The organism is Fervidobacterium nodosum Rt17-B1, from assembly GCF_000017545.1.
In the GTDB taxonomy this organism is placed as follows: domain Bacteria; phylum Thermotogota; class Thermotogae; order Thermotogales; family Fervidobacteriaceae; genus Fervidobacterium; species Fervidobacterium nodosum.
Window position 1 is genome coordinate 1,445,874 of record NC_009718.1, and the last position, 18,847, is coordinate 1,464,720.

General features: G+C 34.5%; 13 protein-coding genes. 4 read left to right on the forward strand and 9 right to left on the reverse strand.

What is annotated here, in order from left to right:
• Positions 1-708: 708 nt before the first annotated feature.
• A complete protein-coding gene (locus FNOD_RS07035; RefSeq protein WP_011994500.1) occupies positions 709-2,073 on the forward strand; it encodes an MFS transporter in 1,365 nt (454 codons plus the stop codon).
• 45 nt (positions 2,074-2,118) lie between these two features.
• Here the strand turns inward: FNOD_RS07035 and FNOD_RS07040 are convergent, their stop codons facing one another.
• From FNOD_RS07040 to FNOD_RS07065, 6 genes are all read right to left on the reverse strand, one after another.
• Positions 2,119-2,679, reverse strand: coding sequence for a CYTH domain-containing protein (locus FNOD_RS07040; protein WP_011994501.1), 561 nt, complete (start codon positions 2,677-2,679; stop codon positions 2,119-2,121).
• A 33-nt stretch (positions 2,680-2,712) separates the two neighbouring features.
• Complete coding sequence (locus FNOD_RS07045) at positions 2,713-2,919, reverse strand: heavy-metal-associated domain-containing protein (RefSeq protein ID WP_011994502.1); 207 nt, start codon at positions 2,917-2,919, stop codon at positions 2,713-2,715.
• A 53-nt stretch (positions 2,920-2,972) separates the two neighbouring features.
• Positions 2,973-5,165 carry a heavy metal translocating P-type ATPase gene (locus FNOD_RS07050; protein ID WP_011994503.1) on the reverse strand — a complete coding sequence of 731 codons (2,193 nt, stop codon included), beginning with the start codon at positions 5,163-5,165 and terminating at the stop codon, positions 2,973-2,975.
• A gap of 199 nt (positions 5,166-5,364) precedes the next feature.
• Positions 5,365-6,552, reverse strand: a complete 1,188-nt coding sequence (locus tag FNOD_RS07055) for an ISL3 family transposase (protein WP_011993536.1) — start codon at positions 6,550-6,552, stop codon at positions 5,365-5,367.
• A gap of 191 nt (positions 6,553-6,743) precedes the next feature.
• Entirely contained in the window at positions 6,744-7,283 is a 540-nt protein-coding gene (locus FNOD_RS07060) for a GGDEF domain-containing protein (protein WP_011994504.1), read from the reverse strand.
• Positions 7,271-8,392 carry a GAF domain-containing protein gene (locus FNOD_RS07065; RefSeq protein ID WP_011994505.1) on the reverse strand — a complete coding sequence of 374 codons (1,122 nt, stop codon included), beginning with the start codon at positions 8,390-8,392 and terminating at the stop codon, positions 7,271-7,273. Before FNOD_RS07065 ends, FNOD_RS07060 begins: the two co-directional genes overlap by 13 nt.
• A 126-nt stretch (positions 8,393-8,518) precedes the next feature.
• Here FNOD_RS07065 and FNOD_RS07070 point away from each other — a divergent pair, with 126 nt between their 5' ends.
• Positions 8,519-9,448, forward strand: coding sequence for a 1-phosphofructokinase family hexose kinase (locus FNOD_RS07070; protein ID WP_011994506.1), 930 nt, complete (start codon positions 8,519-8,521; stop codon positions 9,446-9,448).
• 48 nt (positions 9,449-9,496) lie between these two features.
• Here FNOD_RS07070 and aglA read toward each other — a convergent pair whose 3' ends face one another.
• The 3 genes from aglA to FNOD_RS07085 form a co-directional block, all read right to left on the reverse strand.
• A complete protein-coding gene (gene aglA / locus FNOD_RS07075) occupies positions 9,497-10,915 on the reverse strand; it encodes an alpha-glucosidase AglA (RefSeq protein WP_011994507.1) in 1,419 nt (472 codons plus the stop codon).
• 293 nt (positions 10,916-11,208) lie between these two features.
• A complete protein-coding gene (locus FNOD_RS07080; RefSeq protein WP_011994508.1) occupies positions 11,209-12,357 on the reverse strand; it encodes an IS110 family RNA-guided transposase in 1,149 nt (382 codons plus the stop codon).
• A gap of 218 nt (positions 12,358-12,575) precedes the next feature.
• Positions 12,576-14,135: a PQQ-binding-like beta-propeller repeat protein gene (locus tag FNOD_RS07085; protein ID WP_011994509.1), complete on the reverse strand. Its 1,560-nt coding sequence runs from the start codon at positions 14,133-14,135 to the stop codon at positions 12,576-12,578.
• A 219-nt stretch (positions 14,136-14,354) separates the two neighbouring features.
• Here FNOD_RS07085 and FNOD_RS07090 point away from each other — a divergent pair, with 219 nt between their 5' ends.
• Together FNOD_RS07090 and FNOD_RS07095 are read left to right on the forward strand one after the other, a co-directional pair.
• Complete coding sequence (locus FNOD_RS07090; protein WP_011994510.1) at positions 14,355-15,074, forward strand: hypothetical protein; 720 nt, start codon at positions 14,355-14,357, stop codon at positions 15,072-15,074.
• Entirely contained in the window at positions 15,055-18,420 is a 3,366-nt protein-coding gene (locus tag FNOD_RS07095; protein ID WP_011994511.1) for an AAA domain-containing protein, read from the forward strand. Before FNOD_RS07090 ends, FNOD_RS07095 begins: the two co-directional genes overlap by 20 nt.
• The last annotated feature ends 427 nt before the right edge of the window (positions 18,421-18,847 follow it).

Here is an 18,847-nt window from a genome sequence, read left to right on the forward strand (position 1 = left end):
ATTAGAAATTAATTTATTTTCCTTTCCATTGGTTACAGCTTTCCGACGCAGTTTTATATTGGTTAATCCATAAACAATTCCCGATTGTTTTTTTAGAAACGGCTATAAATTTTCTATTCTCAAACCTTCTATGTCCACTCCAAAAAATACAAGTTAGACATTCTTTAATGTGAGGTTCTCTCTCATACATTTTTGGCACATGCAATGGAAAGCGGATTTCCATTTCTTTATTTTTACCATTGGTGTGAGATTGCATAAAAAATGAGTGTTTCATTATTCTACCATTCTCCCCCAAAATTTTTATCTTACTATCTAAGGTTAATCTCAATGCAATTATAATATATAAATTTTTTTAAAAATTTACTTATAAGTAACTTTTTAATGTGTTTTTTTGTTAATTTACACTTAACTCAATTATATCTTCCTTTTAGGAAGTATAATTATTGTTCATAAAATGCCAATAAACAATTTTAAGTGAAAAACAAATATAAATATAGATAATTAAAGAAAAAATTTTTTTAAAGAAAAAATTTTTTTTTAATTAATTATTTTTGATAATAACAATCTGAAAAAAACTTATAATTTTTAATGATTAAGTGATAGAATTTTTTTATGAAGTGCGGTAACGTTACCAAAAATGATAAATGAATAATAATGAATAATTAGGATAACTAAAATAATTATTATAAATGTAAGGGGGTTGAGGTTATGGCTGAAAGATTGCCGATGTGGAAGAAGTGGATGTATGCTCTTGGTCAGCTTGGTTGGTCACTTGTGAGTTTTGCTATTGGAAATGCGCTTGTTTACTTTTACATGCCGCCAGAAACGGTTAACTTTCCACAATTTATTCAAAGAGGTATTGTATTTGCGGGTTTGACTATTGTTGGACTTGCTTTGGGAGTTTCAAGGTTTTTTGATGCGGTTACAGATCCAATTGTCGCGACGCTATCTGATAGAAGTAAATTAAAACTTGGTAGGAGGCGAGGATTTTTAGCAATTAGTGTTTTACCGTTTGCGATATTTTCTTTCTTACCTTTCTTACCTCCTTCGGCTAATAATTTTGCGTTAAATACCGCTTGGTTATTCGCAACTGTGATAATTTTCTATTGGTTTATGACTATGTACGTTACACCTTTCTTTGCTTGGATGAGTGAATTGGGGCATGATCCAAACGAAAGGTTACTTCTAAGTACACTTATTTCTATTACATGGGCAATTGGTTATGTAATTGGTACACAAGTCTATTTGTTCCAGACTTTGCTTGAAAAAGCAGGCTTTGAACCGGTAAGGGCATTTCAATTGGTAGTTATTGTCTATGGGATAATAGGTTTTGTGTTAATGCTTTTGCCAATTATATTCATCGATGAAAAGCGTTACTGCGAAAGTCATACCGTAAATGAAGGCGGTTTAGAGGCAATTATAACCGCGTTCAAGGAGAAAAATTTCTTAATATTTGTATTTCAAGATTTGCTCTATTGGGTTGGTTTGACTGGTATTAGCCTGGGACTTGTTTATTACGTTACGGTTTTATTGGGACTTCCAAAAGAGCAAGCTTCACAAGTGCAGCTTATAATGTTCTTATTATCCTTTATATTCTATGTTCCAGTCAACTTTTTAGCTAAGAAATTTGGTAAGAAAAAACTTTTAATGATTGGCTTTATCATCTTCGCAATTGATTTTGTATTTGTTTCGATGCTTGGTAAGTACAATGTATCTCCAATTATACAAAGTTACATTGTGGCTATTCTTTCTGCTATTCCTTTGGCTATATTTGGTATACTTCCGAACGCAATGGTTGCCGATATTGCGGAAGCTCACGGAAGGGAAACAGGAAATTACAAGGCTGCAGTTTTCTTTGGAGCAAGGACTTTCATGCAGAAGATGGGCCAAACGGTTGCTGGACTTATCTTTCCATCGTTATTTATCCTTGGCAAAAACGAAGTTAATGAAATGGGACTTAGAATTAGTGCTATAGTATCCCTTTCGTTTATGATTCTTGGATATATACTGTTGATATTCTACAATGAGAAGAAGATACTGAAGACCTTAGGTTTTGCGTTTGAAGAAAAATAATCATAATAATCATTAACAATAAAGTGGCTCTTAAGAGCCACTTTATTATTCTAAATTCATCATTTTCCTGACTTTTTCAATCAATTTTTCAGGTTTTATCTGACTAATTACGGCTATATTTTTGTTAGTAAAGGTTTTGAACTCTTCAATCGACATATCTTTTCGGAGATTAAACACGCTTTCGTATTTTTCGAATTCGTCCTCTGTTTCAATCTCCGCCATATATTTTATGTTTACACGGTAAGGTTTATCAATTTCTAAAAATTCATCCAAAACAACCTCTGCTGGCTTGAATAATAGAAAGTATCTTATTTTCACAACTACTGGGCTTTTTGAAAGTTCACCAAAAAGCTCATTTGCTGGACTTATCTCGTGCTCTTCCTCAATTCTTGTAAAATCTTCCCTGAGGTCTGATTTAAAAGCAACTATCCACTTTTCGTTTCCATGCTCATCTACGGTGTACCTTACCCTACATTCTCTATCAGTTTTAATTGGGCATTTTTCTAAATACCATTGGATTACACCTAATTTTGCCAATGAACTTTTTATTAGATTTTTTGCAAGCGTTTCATCGACGAAATATTTTTTCTCTCTTTCTATTGCCATGAAAACGTTCTCCCTAGATGAAAAGGTAAGATTTTATTGAATAATTGCTTGTTCTACTGGATAGTCTATTTCTTCCAATTTTTTGACAACTTTTTCGATATTTTCCGTGTCTATTATTACTTCTTTCTCAGCGACTTTCACTTCAAAGTCTTTCTCTCCAATTTCTTCAAGTGCTTTTTGAATTCGCATTTTACAGTGGTTGCATGAAATATCAGGAACTTTCAACAAATACCTTGCCATAATAACACCTTCCTCTCTTAAGTGTTTTTAAGTATTTTTAAACAATGTTAGACCTAACTGCAACATGAAGGCTTCTTTTCTTTTCTAATTCTCATGGAATTAATTATAACTGTAATTGAACTCATCGCCATGGCGCCTTCTGCTATAGCTGGGTGCAATAATCCAAACATCGCAAGTGGAATAGCCAAAACGTTGTAGAAAAACGCAAAAAGTAAATTTGTTTTGATAGCTTTGAACGTTAATTTAGATATTTCTATCGCATCAACAACTTTTGATATTCCACCTTTTGTAATAATTATATCAGAATTATCTAACGCAATGTCACTTCCACTACTTACGGCTATTCCTATATCCGCGCTTTTCAGAGCTGCTGCATCGTTTATACCATCGCCTACCATTATAACTTTCTTGCCTTTAGCTTGAAATTTTCTAACGATATCCAATTTTTCCTCAGGTTTGACGTTTGCAAATACTTCTTTTATTCCGAGTTTTTCTGCAACAAATCTTGCGGTATTTTCATTATCGCCAGTAACCATAACAGGGGTTATACCCATTTTGCTTAATTTGTATATCGCTTCTCTTGAATCGTGCCTTATAACATCTTGGATCGCAAAGAAACCTAATATATTTTCGTTTTTTCGCACTTCCACAATTGAGCAACCGTTTATTGTGTAATCTTCGTAAGCTGATATATTTTCAGTTTTTCCTATGAAATAAAAATCACCATTCACTCTTGCTCTTACGCCTTTTCCGTGCAGTTCTTCAAACTTTTCTATTTCAATATCGTTATTTTTATTATTAATTTGCGTTCTCAGATAATCAACTACAGCTTTTGCAAGAGGATGGTTGGATAGATTTTCGATAGCCAGTATTTTTTCATACTCGCTTTCTGGCAAATCTGTGTAAATTACCTGTGGTTTCCCTTCTGTCAATGTTCCAGTTTTATCAAAGAGTACATATCCAACCTCTTTAGCTGTTTGAATAGCCTCGGCGTTTCTTATAAGTAATCCTTTTTTTGCAGCCAAAGAAGTTCCGACAATTAGCGCCATCGGAGTTGCAAGACCAAGTGCGCAAGGACAGGCTATAACAACGGTTGTCAAAAATACGAAAACCGCAAACGAAAGTGGATCTGATGTATGGAGCGTCCATGGAAGAAAACTTCTTATGCTTTGAGTTAGCATATTGAGATTTTCAAAATTGAAATACCAAACAAAAGCACTTATTGTAGCTAATGATATTATCATTGGTACAAACCAGTTTGTTATCCTGTCTGCTAATGCTTGAATTGGAACCTTTGCGCCTTGAGCTTCTTGAATAAGATTTATTATCTTCGATAAAAAAGTATCTTCACCAACTTTTGTCACTTTAATCTTTATAGCACCTGTAAGATTTAATGAACCACCAACAACTTCATCGTTTACTTCTTTTGAAACAGGTATCGATTCACCTGTAATCATAGACTCGTCTATGGATGTACTACCTTCGACTATAATTCCATCTACTGGAATTCTTTCGCCTGGTTTAACGACAACTATGGAGCCTTCTTTTATTGCCTCAACCGGCATTAAAATTTCACCTTTGTCCGTTATTACAAGCGCTTCCTTAGCTTGCAGATTAATTAATTCTCTTACTTGTTTCGATGCTCTGTCTCTAAGATACGATTCTATGTATCTTCCAAGAAGATGCAAAGAAACTATCACAGCACCAATTGTACCAAAAGGAAGGATATTAGTGCCAAAATAAGTCAAGATATTTGTTGACCAAGCTGTAGCAGAACCAAAAAGAATAAGCGTATCCATATTTGAGTGTTTATGCAAAAGGGCGATGCTAGCTCCTTTTATTGTGTCTCTACCAGCGTAAAATATGACTATTGCGGAAACGATTAATTCAATCTCTTTGAAATAAGGAATATGTTTACCACTCGTGTGTAAAAACATAAGAATCATTAGAGGAATGGTCAATGCCAAAGCAATTATCATGTTAGATTTTATTCTTTTCAATCTCTTTTCTTCTATCATTTCTATAGGTTCGTCAGAAACACCGTATCCAACATTTTCGACAGCTTTTTTTAATTTTTCTTCATCTACTTCTTTTTCAAGTACAACAAAAGCGGTATTTGTGGCTAAATTTACCGCAGCAAATTTCACACCTTCAACTTTTGAAAGTGATTTTTCAACTATTCTCGCACAATTTGCACAAGTCATACCTGTTATTTTCAATGTCCTTTTCTCTTCTTTTAATTCCATATCATACCACCCCACCTTGTGAAAATAAAAAGGCTCTTTGTCAAGTAGTGGGGTGGGTATTCTGAATGCCCACCTTTTTAGCTTTTTCAAGCATACATTAAATGTTATTAATGTATATTATAGGCAATCAAATCTAAAAAAACTAATACCACTTTTGCCCACTCATATAGTGGGTTTTTAAATATTCAACTTTTTCAACTTATCTACCACAACTGTACAAAATCCTCTTCCTGAATCTTTCAAAATTCCTGTATCCAAATCCATTCCTCTTTAATACTTTTATCTTGTTGTTAAAACCCTCTGTCGTACTATTCGTATATGGAACATCAAATGCATTTACTATCTCAGAAAACCAGCTCCTAAAAACCTTTACACATCTCATAAATTCAGAAAGTCCACTTTGCTCTGCTCTCTCTATCCACTTTTTTAATACGAGTCTTGCTTCTTCAGAATTACTGCTCTTTAACACTCTCTTAAATTCTTCTTTGAGTTGATGGGCTTTCCTCAAATCTTGACTATACCAAAACATTACTTCTAATTCTTCTCTTTGCTCAGGCTCAAGTTCTTCATAATTCTTCAATAACAACTTCCTACTCCTCTTAAAATATCTCCTCAAATTACTTCCTAATTCCTTTTGTACCCTTTTCCTCACATTTTCTAAAGCCCAATAAACGTATCGGGTAAAATGAAATTTGTCTATCACTATTTTAGCGTTTTTAAAATATGTTTTTGCTACCTCTACAAATGGTCTCCACATATCACAGATAAAATATTTTACTTTATCTCTACCTTTCAGCCTCTTAAAATACTCAATTAAAATATTTTGCTTTCTATCTTTCAAAATCTCGATTATTTGCCCTTTTACAGGATCTACAAATATACATTGATATTTTGCTCCACCTGCATTGCCTTTAAACTCGTCTACACATATTGCTTCAGAAGAAAACTCATCTACAGTTTGACCTGGATTTACTTTATCAAACAATCTCATAACTGTTGTCACTGAAACATTTGTGTATTTTGCTACCTCCTTCATACTTGTTAAACTTCCAAGTTGACTTATAATATATGCTGCAAGTCTATTTGTCATCCTTTGAGATTTGCCTAAAAAACTTATGTGTTCAAAAAACTTCTTCCCACATGCTTTGCAGACATATCTTCTCTTTCTTATAATCAAATATGTTTTCTTGCCCATTATAGGTACGTCTTTTACCTTCTGTGTGTGATAATCATGTACCTTACTTGTAATATTACCACATTTAGGACATTTGTGGGGCTTTTGTACCTGACTTATGTGAAGTTCTATTTCACTTTCATTCTCATTCATTTGGTGAAGAATAATATCTTTCGATTTTAAAAGTTCAGTGATATAATTAGATTTGAGCACTTATTCTGGATGCCTCCTTTCTTTTTGAGTGTTTTTTTTGTCATAAAACAGTTTTTATTATAGCAGGCATTCAGAATAAGTGCTATATTTTTTCCTTTTTACCCACCCCAATATTTATTATAGAGCCAATAAAAATAAATGGTAAAACCCTCAAAAAGATTTTACCATTTATTTTATATAAAGTCAATTAGCTAAAACTTATTGTTATTATTTTCCTTGCTATCTTGAGGTTTAATTTCTATATTTTTTGCTAAGTAAAATTTTAAATCATTTGTCTTGGCATAGTACATAGCCATATCGGCTTTCATAATCAAATCATCAGGTGATTTTGCATCATCGGGATAGATAGCTATGCCAAAATTTCCTGAAATTTTTTTAGAATAGCTGTAAAATACATCTTTTTCAATCTCTCCTAATATTCTTTCTAAGAAATTTATATAATCTTTGCAGTCGTAAAGCAAGAATATGAATTCATCCCCACCTACCCTTGATACAAAATCACTTTTCCTTACAACGTTTCTAAATCTTTCAGCTAGAACTTTTAGAACGTAATCTCCTGCATCATGACCGTATTTATCGTTTACAGGTTTAAATTTTTTCAAGTCTAAATATAATAAGCATACATATTTATTTTCTCTTTGAGCAAGCGTTAACATTCTTTCCAGCTCAATTTCAAGAAATCTTCTGTTTGGTAATCCGGTTAACGGATCGTGTAGTGCTAAATATTCCAAATTTTTTCGAATATCAATCCCAACTGATTAGCGAATGTTTTCCCTATTTCTACAGAAAGCTGACCAAAAGCATTTTCACTTTCAAAGTTATCTAAATTCAGAAAAGCTACTATTTCATTGTTAATTACTATTGGAATGGCTAATGTTGATTTTATCTCTTCTGTTTTACCAGAATCTCTCAGTTGTTCAATTTTCTCATCAGGTAAATTCTGTTTATCGAAACTTCCAATCCTCTTTATTATCTTTAATTCTCTTGTATATCCTTGAGCCAATTCTTCTGGTTTGAGTTTTATTTTTGAAAGTGTTTCAAAATCATATCCAACTACCGCGGAAAAAACAAAAAAGTCATTTTCTTTTGTCAATACACTTCCCGCTTGTGCTCCAGGAATGATTTTTACAGCATAATCAAGCAATAATTGATATGTAGGCTCAAGAACGCCTTTAAGTAAAGATTGGGAAAGTTCACTAATTGCTTGCAAGGCTTTTTTGTGAGTTTCTTCCACTTTTCTGTAATTTCTCTCTGCTATGAGAACTACAGAAATTAGTAACAACAATACTATGGAAAAAACACTTAAAGCGATACTTATATCGGCTATGCTTGGTTTTATGTAATAGCGCAGATTGTACACAAAAGGTTTGCCAAACTTATTAATTTCCAAATTCTTTACTCCCATGTAATCGACTATTTTTTGTGCAGAAAATACAGCTATAGCTACTTTGTCTTGGATATTTTTCTCACCAAAGCTATCGTATATTTTGAATTCCACATATATCTTTGTTTGGTCAGATGAAATTTTATACAAAGAGTCAAATTCTGGTTTTTTATTTTCAATATGTACCTCTTCCGTAAAGGGGTAATTTTTTGTAATTCCCTCGAATTGTTCCACTAAAAATTTTTTATCATCATTAATCACAGCATCATACATTTCGTCCCACTGGAAAAAACTGAGCGATATAGAATTTGAAAATAATTCAACATTTCTTTGAAAGGTACTTTTAAATGTTTCCACAAAAGAATTTAGGTATAAATTCAAAAATGTATATGGTACTATTATTAACACAGTGGTGATAATAGTAAAATAAATAATCTTGTTTATATTTTTTCTCATTTTCTTTCAAAACCTCCAAAAGAGTTAAAAATTAAAAATTTCCCGAATCAATTTTACCACACTTTGGTATTAATATAGTATAATTTTGGTAAGACTATGTTAAACTATTCAAAGGAGGCAATTTTTATGATTTTCACTCTAACTATGAATCCATGCCTTGATAGGTACATTTATGTTGATGATTTGATCGTTGATGATACTATAAGGGCAAAGAAAATAGTTGATTACCCTGCAGGAAAAGGTATCGATGTTTCGAGGGTTATCAGAGAACTTGGAGGAGTTTCTATAGCTATCGCACTCGTTGGAGGAGATACTGGCAGAAAACTCGAAGAGATGCTTGACAAGGAAGGGGTTATATACAGCTCGATCAGAGTTCCTCAAGAAACGAGGATGAATATAATTTTAGAGTCAAACAAAGGGCAGTATAGAATAAGTATGCCCGGGGAAAAGATTAGCGTTAAAAAACTACAAGTTGTCCTCGAAGTTCTTCAAGCGCTTGTTCGAGAAAAAGATGTTGTTGTAGTTTCAGGTAGTCTTCCGAAAGGCGTTGCTGCAGAATTCTACACGGGGATTATCTTTACGCTCAAGCAATGGGGAGCAACTGTTTACTTCGATGCTGATGGAGACAAGCTAAAAGCAGGACTAATCGGTCAACCTGACTATATAAAGCCTAACTTACATGAATTTCAAAGACTTATTGGAAAGCACGTAAGTACTCGTGAGGAAATAATAAGTGAAGCAAAGAAAATTATAGACATCCACGAGCTTCAAGGTATTCTGCTTACACTTGGTGGAGAGGGTGCGTATCTTATCACAAAAGAAAAAGTATTGTTCACAAAAACAATAAAAGTTAATGTAAAAAGTGCCGTAGGCGCGGGTGACTCGTTCCTAGCTGGATTTGTTTTTAAAAAGGCAGAAGATGCAAGCGATGAAGAAGCGTTAAGATGGGCAAATGCCGCGGGAACTGCAGCAGTTATGACCCCTGGTACCAGATTGTGTAGAAAAGCAGATGTAGAAAGATTAATAGATAGAATAGAAGTGGAAAGAATTGAGTAAAATACAAAAATGCGGGCATAGAAATGCCCGCATTTGTTTTTTGCAAATTTAATTTTCGATTATCTTTTTCATTTCTGCAATTACAAACGGATAAAGTTCATCGATTAATTTCTTAACTTGCTCACTACTTTTTGTTCTCCAGTCCCGTTCAATTATATCCGCGACGAGTTTTGTATCTTTTTTCAAAAACGCCTCAAGCGCTTGTTTAGCTAATAAAACTCTTGGCTTTATATACCAGTTAATAACTCTCTCTGGTAGGTGTGTTTCTTCAAATTCGATATTTTCACCACTCACCCATGCGCATATTTCAACAGCAACATCATCGTCTATACCTTTTATCTTACCTTTGTTTATCATATTAACGACGAATCGCCTTTTTGTACCATTCACAACGCTATCAATAAATGGAACATGCTGTTCGCCACTTAGTTTTTCACTATCAAGTAATTCATTAACCATGTTTTTCCAATCATCTTCTAGCCAAGGCATTAAGTTCATGGAATCTTTTACTTTTTCCAACGTAAGACCATTTTCGATAGCTGTTGCAAATTGGTTGATGATTTCGACAACTTTGTATAATTGTTCTACATACCATTTCCAACCTAATTCCGAATCGGCACCACCCCATGGTTCACCATACCATCTTTTCTTTGTTTCTAAATCCCTGTGGTATTTCCATGTCGAATTTCTCACAGTATCGCCTATTGGGAATAGTCCATAAAAATCGTACATATCCCATGCAACAGGTGACAATTGGTCGTCAAATGGATTTGATGGCTTGTGTTGAATTTTACCTTTGTATTTATCGATTTCCGGGTAAAGATCTTTCCCATCTTTTGTTGTAAATTTTGTTAGCCAAATACCGTGGTTGACACCACCCACTTGCCAATCATATTCTTTCACCCCAATTAAATTGGCCAAACTCTCAACTGCATAGTGCCCGTGACAAAAGCCTACCATTTTTATTGATGTTTGCGTCGAAACCAGGGTTGTACCTTCAAACACTGGATTTGCAGCTTGCAAATACCAGGCGTTAGGTGCAAATTTTTCAATCATCTTAGCTATTTTCAAAAAAAGTGAAAATTGATTCCAATTTGTTAGATTAAGATAGTCAGAAACGAAGTTATAATTTTGTGCGTCGATACCTCTATAATACCCATGCTTTTCACCAATTGCTCTAACTTTATCAAGGTAATCGTGACCTCCAGCCATAGCGGTGTTAATTACAAAATCTGCTCCCTCTATGGCTTTTTGCATATCAGTTGTTGTTTCAATGTCAAGATTTGCATCAAATACTCGAGATAATTCCTTCGTAAGAACATACACGTTATGAAGCCTTCTTTCATCGATATCCATAAGTACAACATGCGAACCTTTTAATTTTTGAACTTTGCACAGATCGGAGACAATTTTCATAGAAAAAACAGCACTACCAGCGCCGATAATGGCTATTTTTAAATTCTCCATAAAATCACCCCCAAAAATTTTTTGAGAATTTTTCGACGTAATTTATTTAAAATTATAACACCTCAAATCTAATTTTTTTATTATTTATTTCTTTTTTTGAAACGTTTCCAAAAAGGTGTAAAAATTTTCAAAAAATGTGAGAAAATATATATGCACAACTTCACCTTAGAGATTTCCGGTAATAAGTCAAGAGGAGAAAAAATAGAAAAATAAAAAACCTAGTCAACACTTTGACTTTCAATAACTTAATATTTCACTTTCATTCTTCACATACTTGATTTCGTTCTTTTTACCTATTTCATCGGTACATACGGTACGTTGTTCTTTAGTAAATAATACACTAAATTTACTAATTTCCTTGCAGTTAATATTAGCGCTCTCATGTGTTTGTGTGTTGTTGCTTCTGCGTACTTTTTGCGATAATATTCTTTGTATACAGGATCGTATGTCTTTACTCCGTTCGCTGCCATTACTAGGTATGTTCTTAGATACTTGTTCCCTTTTTTCGTTAGTTGGTTGTTTTCTGATTTGTAATTTCCACTTTGATTGATTGTCCATACAAGCCCTGCGTATGATGCTAACGCTGAGGCTTTTTCGAAACGATTGATGTCTCCTATTTCGGCTATAATTCCAGCTGCAGTTATTTCTCCTATCCCTTTGACTGTTGTTAGTGTGTTCGAAATTACTTTAAGTAATTTACTTATTTCTTTCTTTACTAGTTCGATTTGTTTTTCATAGTGCTGTATCAAATCGATAGTGGAAACAATAGATATTCTCAGAGTGTTTGAAGGATTAACAGACAACCTCAAGGCATCTTTAGCAAGAGTTTGGAGTTTTTCTGCTAAGACTTGTGAAGAGACATTGTGTCTGGAAATTTTCGCAATATATTCAAATAACTCTTCAATTGGCATGTTTGCGATTTCTTCGATTGTATAATCTTTAAGCAGGCATTCGAAAGTCTTATTTAGTTTAAAGTCAAGTTTAGGGAAATAAAGAGAAACATACGAATAGAGCCTAAGTTTCAATCGAGCGATATCTTCGTTGAACTTTAAATAAAGTCTGGTGAGATTACGAAGCTCAGAGATGATATATGAGTTATTGACAAAAGGGACTAAAGACTCAGGAAATTTAGAAGCGATAGAGAAAATAAGTTCAGCATCGATTTTGTCAGTTTTAGGACGATTGAGAATTTTGCGATAGAGCTTAATGTTATCAGTTTTAACCCAAAAGACAGGTACGTTGTTTTGAAAGAAGAAGTTAGCGACATTAAAAGAAAAAACACCAGTTGATTCAAGGACAAGAGAAAAATCGGAAGAAGAAGCAAAAGCTTTGTTAAAAAGTTCAACAATACCTTGAGGAGAGTTCTCAACAGTCCCACTACCGATGAAATCAGAAAAGAAAGAAAGATAGTTCTTTGAGACATCAATAGCTAAAATAGCCAAAGGAATCACCTCCGGATTGAGTACAGCCTTACAACCTCGCGGTACATAAGAAAACGAGGCAAAACATTTTCCGGCAAGTAAAAAGCTGTACTCTAGTTAGGCAATCTTATTTAAGAGAACAAAGTCTCAAGGAGGGGCAACCTGAAACTATTTTACCAGAGGTGTTAAAAAATATGCATTCAATTTTCAAAGACCAATTTTAATTTTTACCGAACTTATTATACGAGATCTTTTCCGGATAAATATACACTGTAGAGTGGAGAAATTTCGGAATTCTTGAGCTGCCAGCTCTTGCCGTCAAAGATAGCGTATTTGCCATCGAAGAAGAAAGCATAAAGACTGCTATTCACCATCAAGATAGAAACAGCACAACTTGGATAGTTGTAAATTCTCGAAGCCTTTCCGTTTTTTGTATCAAAAGTGTATACATTTCCCGCGTTTGTGCCTATGTATATCACATTGCCACTGTATGATAGAGCCGTTATCCACTCGCCCTCGAGTTTTAAGACAGGTTTAATGCTCCACCTGTCTGTTTTCTCGAGCAAATAGACTTTTCCGAGTGAGCCTACGTAAAAGAGATTATCTTTGAGCTTTAGGTAACTGATTAAAGCGTCTTCAGTTACGATAGACGCAGTCAATTTTCCGCCTTTCAATAAAAAGAGCTTTCCAGAGCCTGAGCCGACTACGATTTCATCCTTTGCCTCAGCAACGAATCGTGCAGATGTGCCTATATTGTATGACCATTTAAGCAAACCCGTTTGAATGGAATAATTCTCAACATTTCCATTTTCCCTTGCAACGATAAGTTCATTATTCTTGTAGGATTTTATTATCTTGGCTGAAGAGAAGAAATGCCTTGGCGACTTAGCTTTATAATCACCCGTAATTGAATATGAATATATCTCCCCCTGCCTGTTGCCTGCAAAAATCGTTGCTCCAACAACCTTCAGAGTACTTACCTCCGATGGCGAAACATTAATCTTACGCATCTTCTTAAAAGATCCAGCTTTCTTCTCAAATAAAAAAACACTGCCCAACTGTGAAACATAAAGATAGTTACCTTGACTATCGATTGCCTCGACAGGTGAATCCAAAGAAAGTACCTTTCTGTATTTAACATCCCTGCCAACTATCTGAAACTCATAAACAGTACCATTTGCTGTTCCCACGATGAGAGAACTCTCCATAATACTCATCGCATTAACCATAGAACCCAACTCGAACATTTTCACCAAAGAAAAATCAGCTATGTTGGAAAAAACAACACGCCCATTCTCATCTCCGCTGACTAAGAAATCACCAAAGACAACGATCTTGCGTACCCACGCATCGTGGTACTTCAAACGTTTAAAAAGCTTGAAATCTTTCCATACCAAGATACTGTTGTCCGAACCGCCTGAAAACAGATAGTTCTTGTAGAAAGATAGCGTAAAAACAGAAGCTGTATGCCCCTTTAACGTATAGAGGAATTTTAGGTTCGATTTATCGTACACCCTAATCTCATTATCTGGCTTATACCCTCCAACAGCTATATATTTATCACTCAGCGCAACGCACCTTGCCCAGCTACTGTGAGTTGTAACTGTGTTTAGGAGCACGAGCTCCTTACTCCACACTTTTAACGTTCCATCTGCGCTTACTGAATAAATCAAATTACCGTCTGTTTGGAGCTCCCAAACGGCATCTTTGTGACCAAAGAGGACGAAATCGAGGGGGAATGAAAGTGTTGTCAGCAAAATAACGAAGACGAAAATAGCAGGAAATGGACTTCTCTTCATCTCGTACAACCTCACAATGACAATCATAGGGATATTCACCTTGTTCAGAGTTATTATACACCTATTGTTAAGAATCTAACTTTATCTCTAAGCAATATAAAGATTTCAATAAAATTAATTGTGATTGACTTTAACAAGTCAAAAGTGATAAAATTCATATAGATATAAACTGAAACAGGCAAAGTGAAACAGTATTGTATCTGAAAGGGGATTGATATTATGTCTCTTGATTCGCTAGTTGGTTATATGATGTTTTCTGTAATTATCTCTGTTGTTACTCTAGTACTTGCAATTGCCTATGGCGTCGTGATTTATTTTGCCATAAGGAAAACAAGAGAAATGTTGTTAGAAATTCATTCATCATCAAAGCAATTATTCGAAATTGTTCAGCGCATTGAACAAAGGAGTGAAGTACTAAATACTGTGGACTTAAGGTTACAAGCCATAGAGATGCGACTGAAGGAGCTCAAGGAAGCTGTTTCTAACCAATTCTATGAAACAAAAACAAACTTATCAGAAATAGGTAGCTCCTTAGATGATACCATGAATCACATAGGGGAGATTGATTCTAAACTTATTAGACTAAACCAAATTTTCGAACAAAATAAGGAAACTATAGAAAGACAGCTGAAAGAAATCGGAGAAAACGTTTCTAAACGATTTGATGAAACAAAACTGAATATATCCAAAATAATTAATTCCTTGGATGAAACTAAGAGTCGAATAGAAGAAGTAGATTCTAAATTATTAAGGCAAAACCAAATTCTTGAACAATACCAAGAAACTCTAAAAGAGTTACTTGAATTAAATACTAGAACGAGCGATTTGATTTCACAAACGGAAATGCTAAAGATAGAAATTCAAAGACTCAGGGACGTTCTAAACGAACCATTAGATCTCTCAGAGTGGGTTGATGGAAATGGAACAAGCAAAGAATGAGACTATAATAAATTACATAGCCTATTTACGTGACATAAGCAGGAAGATCGGAACCAAAACAGATTTTGCTAAGATTTTTACGAACGCCCTTAAGAGAAGGGGAATGGGCAGCTACGTGATTCCGATATCTAACAGTCAGGAGTTTAAAGTGGTATCAGAAGATACTGTTGATATCAGGCGGAATAGTAGACTTTATGAAGCACTCCTCAAAATCTATCCGACGTTGGAAAAATATTCAGATAAGAAGTTGTTTCTCGGTGTAGGAGGTGTATTTGGTCAAAGGAAATATGCTGGTCCATTTTTAGTTGCTGAGTGCGAAATTGAAGCTTATAAAGGAAGTGGTTTTTCTTTATACATAGACGTTTCATCGTCAGTACTCAACTATGACCTAATTTCAAAGTTACTTGACAAAAAACGAGTTGTTGCGGATGATGAGGAAGAGTATGTTGACCCCGAGTTAGAGAAAGAAATTGAAGCTATAAGTGACATAGAGGATAAATTATCAGTCATAAGCGGAATTTCCGAGCTCTTAGAATTTGGTCAAAAAGCTTTCAAACTATTACAAGACAGTCTGAATGATTTCAAAGACATATTTGATGTTTCCAAAACGTGTTTAATCAATTTACCTGAAAATGATACCTTACATTCAAAAGATTTTGAAGATCATGAATGGATTGATAGATTGGATTTTCTTTACAAATCAAGCAAAATTCTCTTCTTAAACGAAGGATATTTATTCATGGCTCAGGTTCCCAATGAAATATCTACCTATCAATCTTTAAGCCGATTGATCGATGAAGTTAGAAAAAATGAGAGCTTTGAGAATAGAGTGCTTGAGAAATTGCTGAACGGTTCCTTTTTCAGCGATATTCAACGTACCGAGTATGAACCAGAGGAATTTGAAAATATATCAACAGTTATAGAAAAACTTATGCCAATTCCCTTGTCACCGGCACAAGTGAGAGCCTTGCAAAATGCTTTCAGCCACGATATGAGCTACATTCAAGGTCCTCCAGGTACCGGAAAGTCTCACACGATTTCTGCAATGGTTTTAGCGGCAATATTAACAGGAAGAAAAGTCCTTGTTGTATCACAAAAACCACCGGCAGTAAAAGTTGTAAAAGAAAAAGTAGAAGGTGTTTTGAAGAATAATGACTCTAACTTAAAGATTTTACCGCTCATATACTTTGACAAACAAACAAAAGCTGATCTTAAAGATTCATTGAAATCTCTACTGAATGAATATTCTAATCCGTATTACTTGGAATCGAGAATTAAGACTATAAGAACCAAGAAGCAAGAAATAGAAAATCAACTTCAGTCAAAGATTACTGATCTTAATAGGATTCAGAATGAGTATGAAGAAAGTTTAAGAAAACAGAAGCACTTTATCAATTTAAGCAATGAGCTTCAAAAGATGAAAGACAAGTTCAGATATGCTTATAACTATGATTTGTCAAAGGAGGTGTTAGCAAACGTATCTGATGACAACTTGAAGAAAATATCAAAGCTATCTGTGCTAGCGAGAAAGCTTGACAACATTTCAGAAAATAGGGTCACAATACTTTACAAAATAAACCTTGGAAAGGTTGTCATGAAAATATCACCTGTTAAACTTAGTGGAAGAGTAATATTAAACATTCTCAAAAGAAGGATTTTCCACCAATTTCTTCAAGACATTATCAACGTTGGTTCTCTGAATCTAAGTATTCGTCGCACAACAATTAAGGACCCGGCCTTTTTACAAGAGGAAATATCAAGGATAAAGAAAGAGCTTTGGGACTTGAAAAGGCACTATATAGTGCTGGAGAATCAAGTTAGAATCTTGGAAGGTATTCGTACATCTCGTGAGCAGATAGAGTATTTTTCAAAGCTTTTATCGTACAAGAAACCAACACTAATTAAAGAATACCAGTCATATATCGACTGGGAAAAGATATTGGAAGTATTTCCTGTGTGGATTTCTGAAATCAGGAATCTCACAGAGATTTTACCGGTGAAAGCAAATATGTTCGATTTAGTTGTAGTCGATGAAGCTTCACAAGTTAACTTAGCTGAAATTATTCCCGCTTTTTATAGGGGAAAGAAAATATGTATAGTTGGTGATCATAAGCAACTCAACCTAAATGCCACAGGGTTAGATTTTCTTATTAGCAAGAATCTTGACAGACTGACGTGGGAAAAGTATCGTCCAAACAACCTGACATATCAGGAAGCTCGTGCAAAACAGCTTACTGTAACAACTTCTTCAATATTAGATTTCATAATGCAGGACGAGAGAGCTTTAGCACTTCCTCGTACGATGTTGGATGAGCATTTTAGATCCCTACCCGCCTTGGCTAAATTTAACAACGAGAAGTTCTATGAGGGAAAGCTTAAAATAATGACTGAAACACCTGAAAAGATTTCATTAACGTGTTTCTTCCCAATAAAGGTTAACGGAAGGAGACAAAGCGATAAAACTGTTATTGAAGAGGCTGAGAAAGTAATAGAGATTATTACTGAACTTATCAAGTATAGAAAATGCAAAGACTTTGAACTCCATCATTTGGTACCAAAGGATTTTACCATAGGTGTGGTATCGTTTATTAGAAATCAAGTAGAACTAATCAAAGACCTAATTTATGAAACATTCGACCCTGATACTACAGGAAAACATGATATTATTACAGGAACTCCTGAAGAGTTGCAAGGTCATGAAAGAGATATAATGATACTTTCATTGGCTTTGGATGAGAGTTCATCGAGGAGTTCAACATTCTATGAGAATAAAAATCGATTTAACGTTGCAACTAGCAGAGCTAAGTACGTTACCTTTGTTGTTTATTCAAGTGTACCTGATAATTTTGCTTTAACGAGAGCATATTTCAGCAATTTTGGATTTGAACCCAATGTCTTTGGTAGTACCGAGCAACAGAAATTTACATCACCAATAGTTTGGAAGCTGGACTTAATGGCAATGGAATCGGAATTTGAAAAAATCGTATTCAAATACCTAAATGAGTACATACAAGGGAGAAAAGAAGTATCTGAACTTAAAATATTCAATCAGGTAAAGTCTTGTGGTAAGAGGCTGGATTTTGTAGTTTATAATCCTCGAAATGGTCATTATGTTGCGGTAGAAGTTGATGGAGTACATCATTTTGTTGAAGATGGTCGAAACTATTCAGAAAGCCATATCGAAAGGATGGAAATGCTCAGAAGGGCTGGTTGGAAAATAATTAACACGCCGTACTATAAGTGGTACAATCATGGATGGCTTGATGAAAATTCTGAAATCTTAAAAAGAGAAATAGAAAGGATCTATAAGGAACTTGATAAATCGCTTGGCATAAGAATAGATTAAATTATCGAATTTGGAGCTGCAAATAATTCTAAGCCCTGGATTGTCCAGGGCTATTTGTTTAATCTTAACCTGAACGGCGATCCAAATGTTTGCAATAAGCAGAAGAATGTGATTAAATATTATAAGCTTCAATAACTTCTTTCTTCAAGGAGCTGGTCTTACGAAACGATACTGGGTTAAACTGAATCCTATTGTCTACATCGTATTTGGCGGATTACTGTTTGCCAATTTTCTTATCTACAACAAATACATATGGCTACTCGATATAGCTGCCGCAGGTTTCGTTTGGCATTACCTTAACCTGCTTAACACTGCAAAGAGAGTCGCAGTAAACGTAAAAGCCAGGGCAAGGGTTTTTGCAAATGAACCTTTTGAGCTAAGCATTGAGTTAATCTCCAAGAACAGAAGTAGCGTAACCATTGAAGTG

What these genes read in the sequence shown, in the direction of transcription:
- FNOD_RS07035 (WP_011994500.1), top strand. Translation starts at nt 709, where the DNA reads ATGGCTGAAAGATTGCCGATGTGGAAGAAGTGGATGTATGCTCTTGGT.
- FNOD_RS07040 (WP_011994501.1), bottom strand. Translation starts at nt 2,679, where the DNA reads ATGGCAATAGAAAGAGAGAAAAAATATTTCGTCGATGAAACGCTTGCA.
- FNOD_RS07045 (WP_011994502.1), bottom strand. Translation starts at nt 2,919, where the DNA reads ATGGCAAGGTATTTGTTGAAAGTTCCTGATATTTCATGCAACCACTGT.
- FNOD_RS07050 (WP_011994503.1), bottom strand. Translation starts at nt 5,165, where the DNA reads ATGGAATTAAAAGAAGAGAAAAGGACATTGAAAATAACAGGTATGACT.
- FNOD_RS07065 (WP_011994505.1), bottom strand. Translation starts at nt 8,392, where the DNA reads ATGAGAAAAAATATAAACAAGATTATTTATTTTACTATTATCACCACT.
- FNOD_RS07070 (WP_011994506.1), top strand. Translation starts at nt 8,519, where the DNA reads ATGATTTTCACTCTAACTATGAATCCATGCCTTGATAGGTACATTTAT.
- aglA (WP_011994507.1), bottom strand. Translation starts at nt 10,915, where the DNA reads ATGGAGAATTTAAAAATAGCCATTATCGGCGCTGGTAGTGCTGTTTTT.
- FNOD_RS07085 (WP_011994509.1), bottom strand. Translation starts at nt 14,135, where the DNA reads ATGAAGAGAAGTCCATTTCCTGCTATTTTCGTCTTCGTTATTTTGCTG.
- FNOD_RS07090 (WP_011994510.1), top strand. Translation starts at nt 14,355, where the DNA reads ATGTCTCTTGATTCGCTAGTTGGTTATATGATGTTTTCTGTAATTATC.
- FNOD_RS07095 (WP_011994511.1), top strand. Translation starts at nt 15,055, where the DNA reads ATGGAACAAGCAAAGAATGAGACTATAATAAATTACATAGCCTATTTA.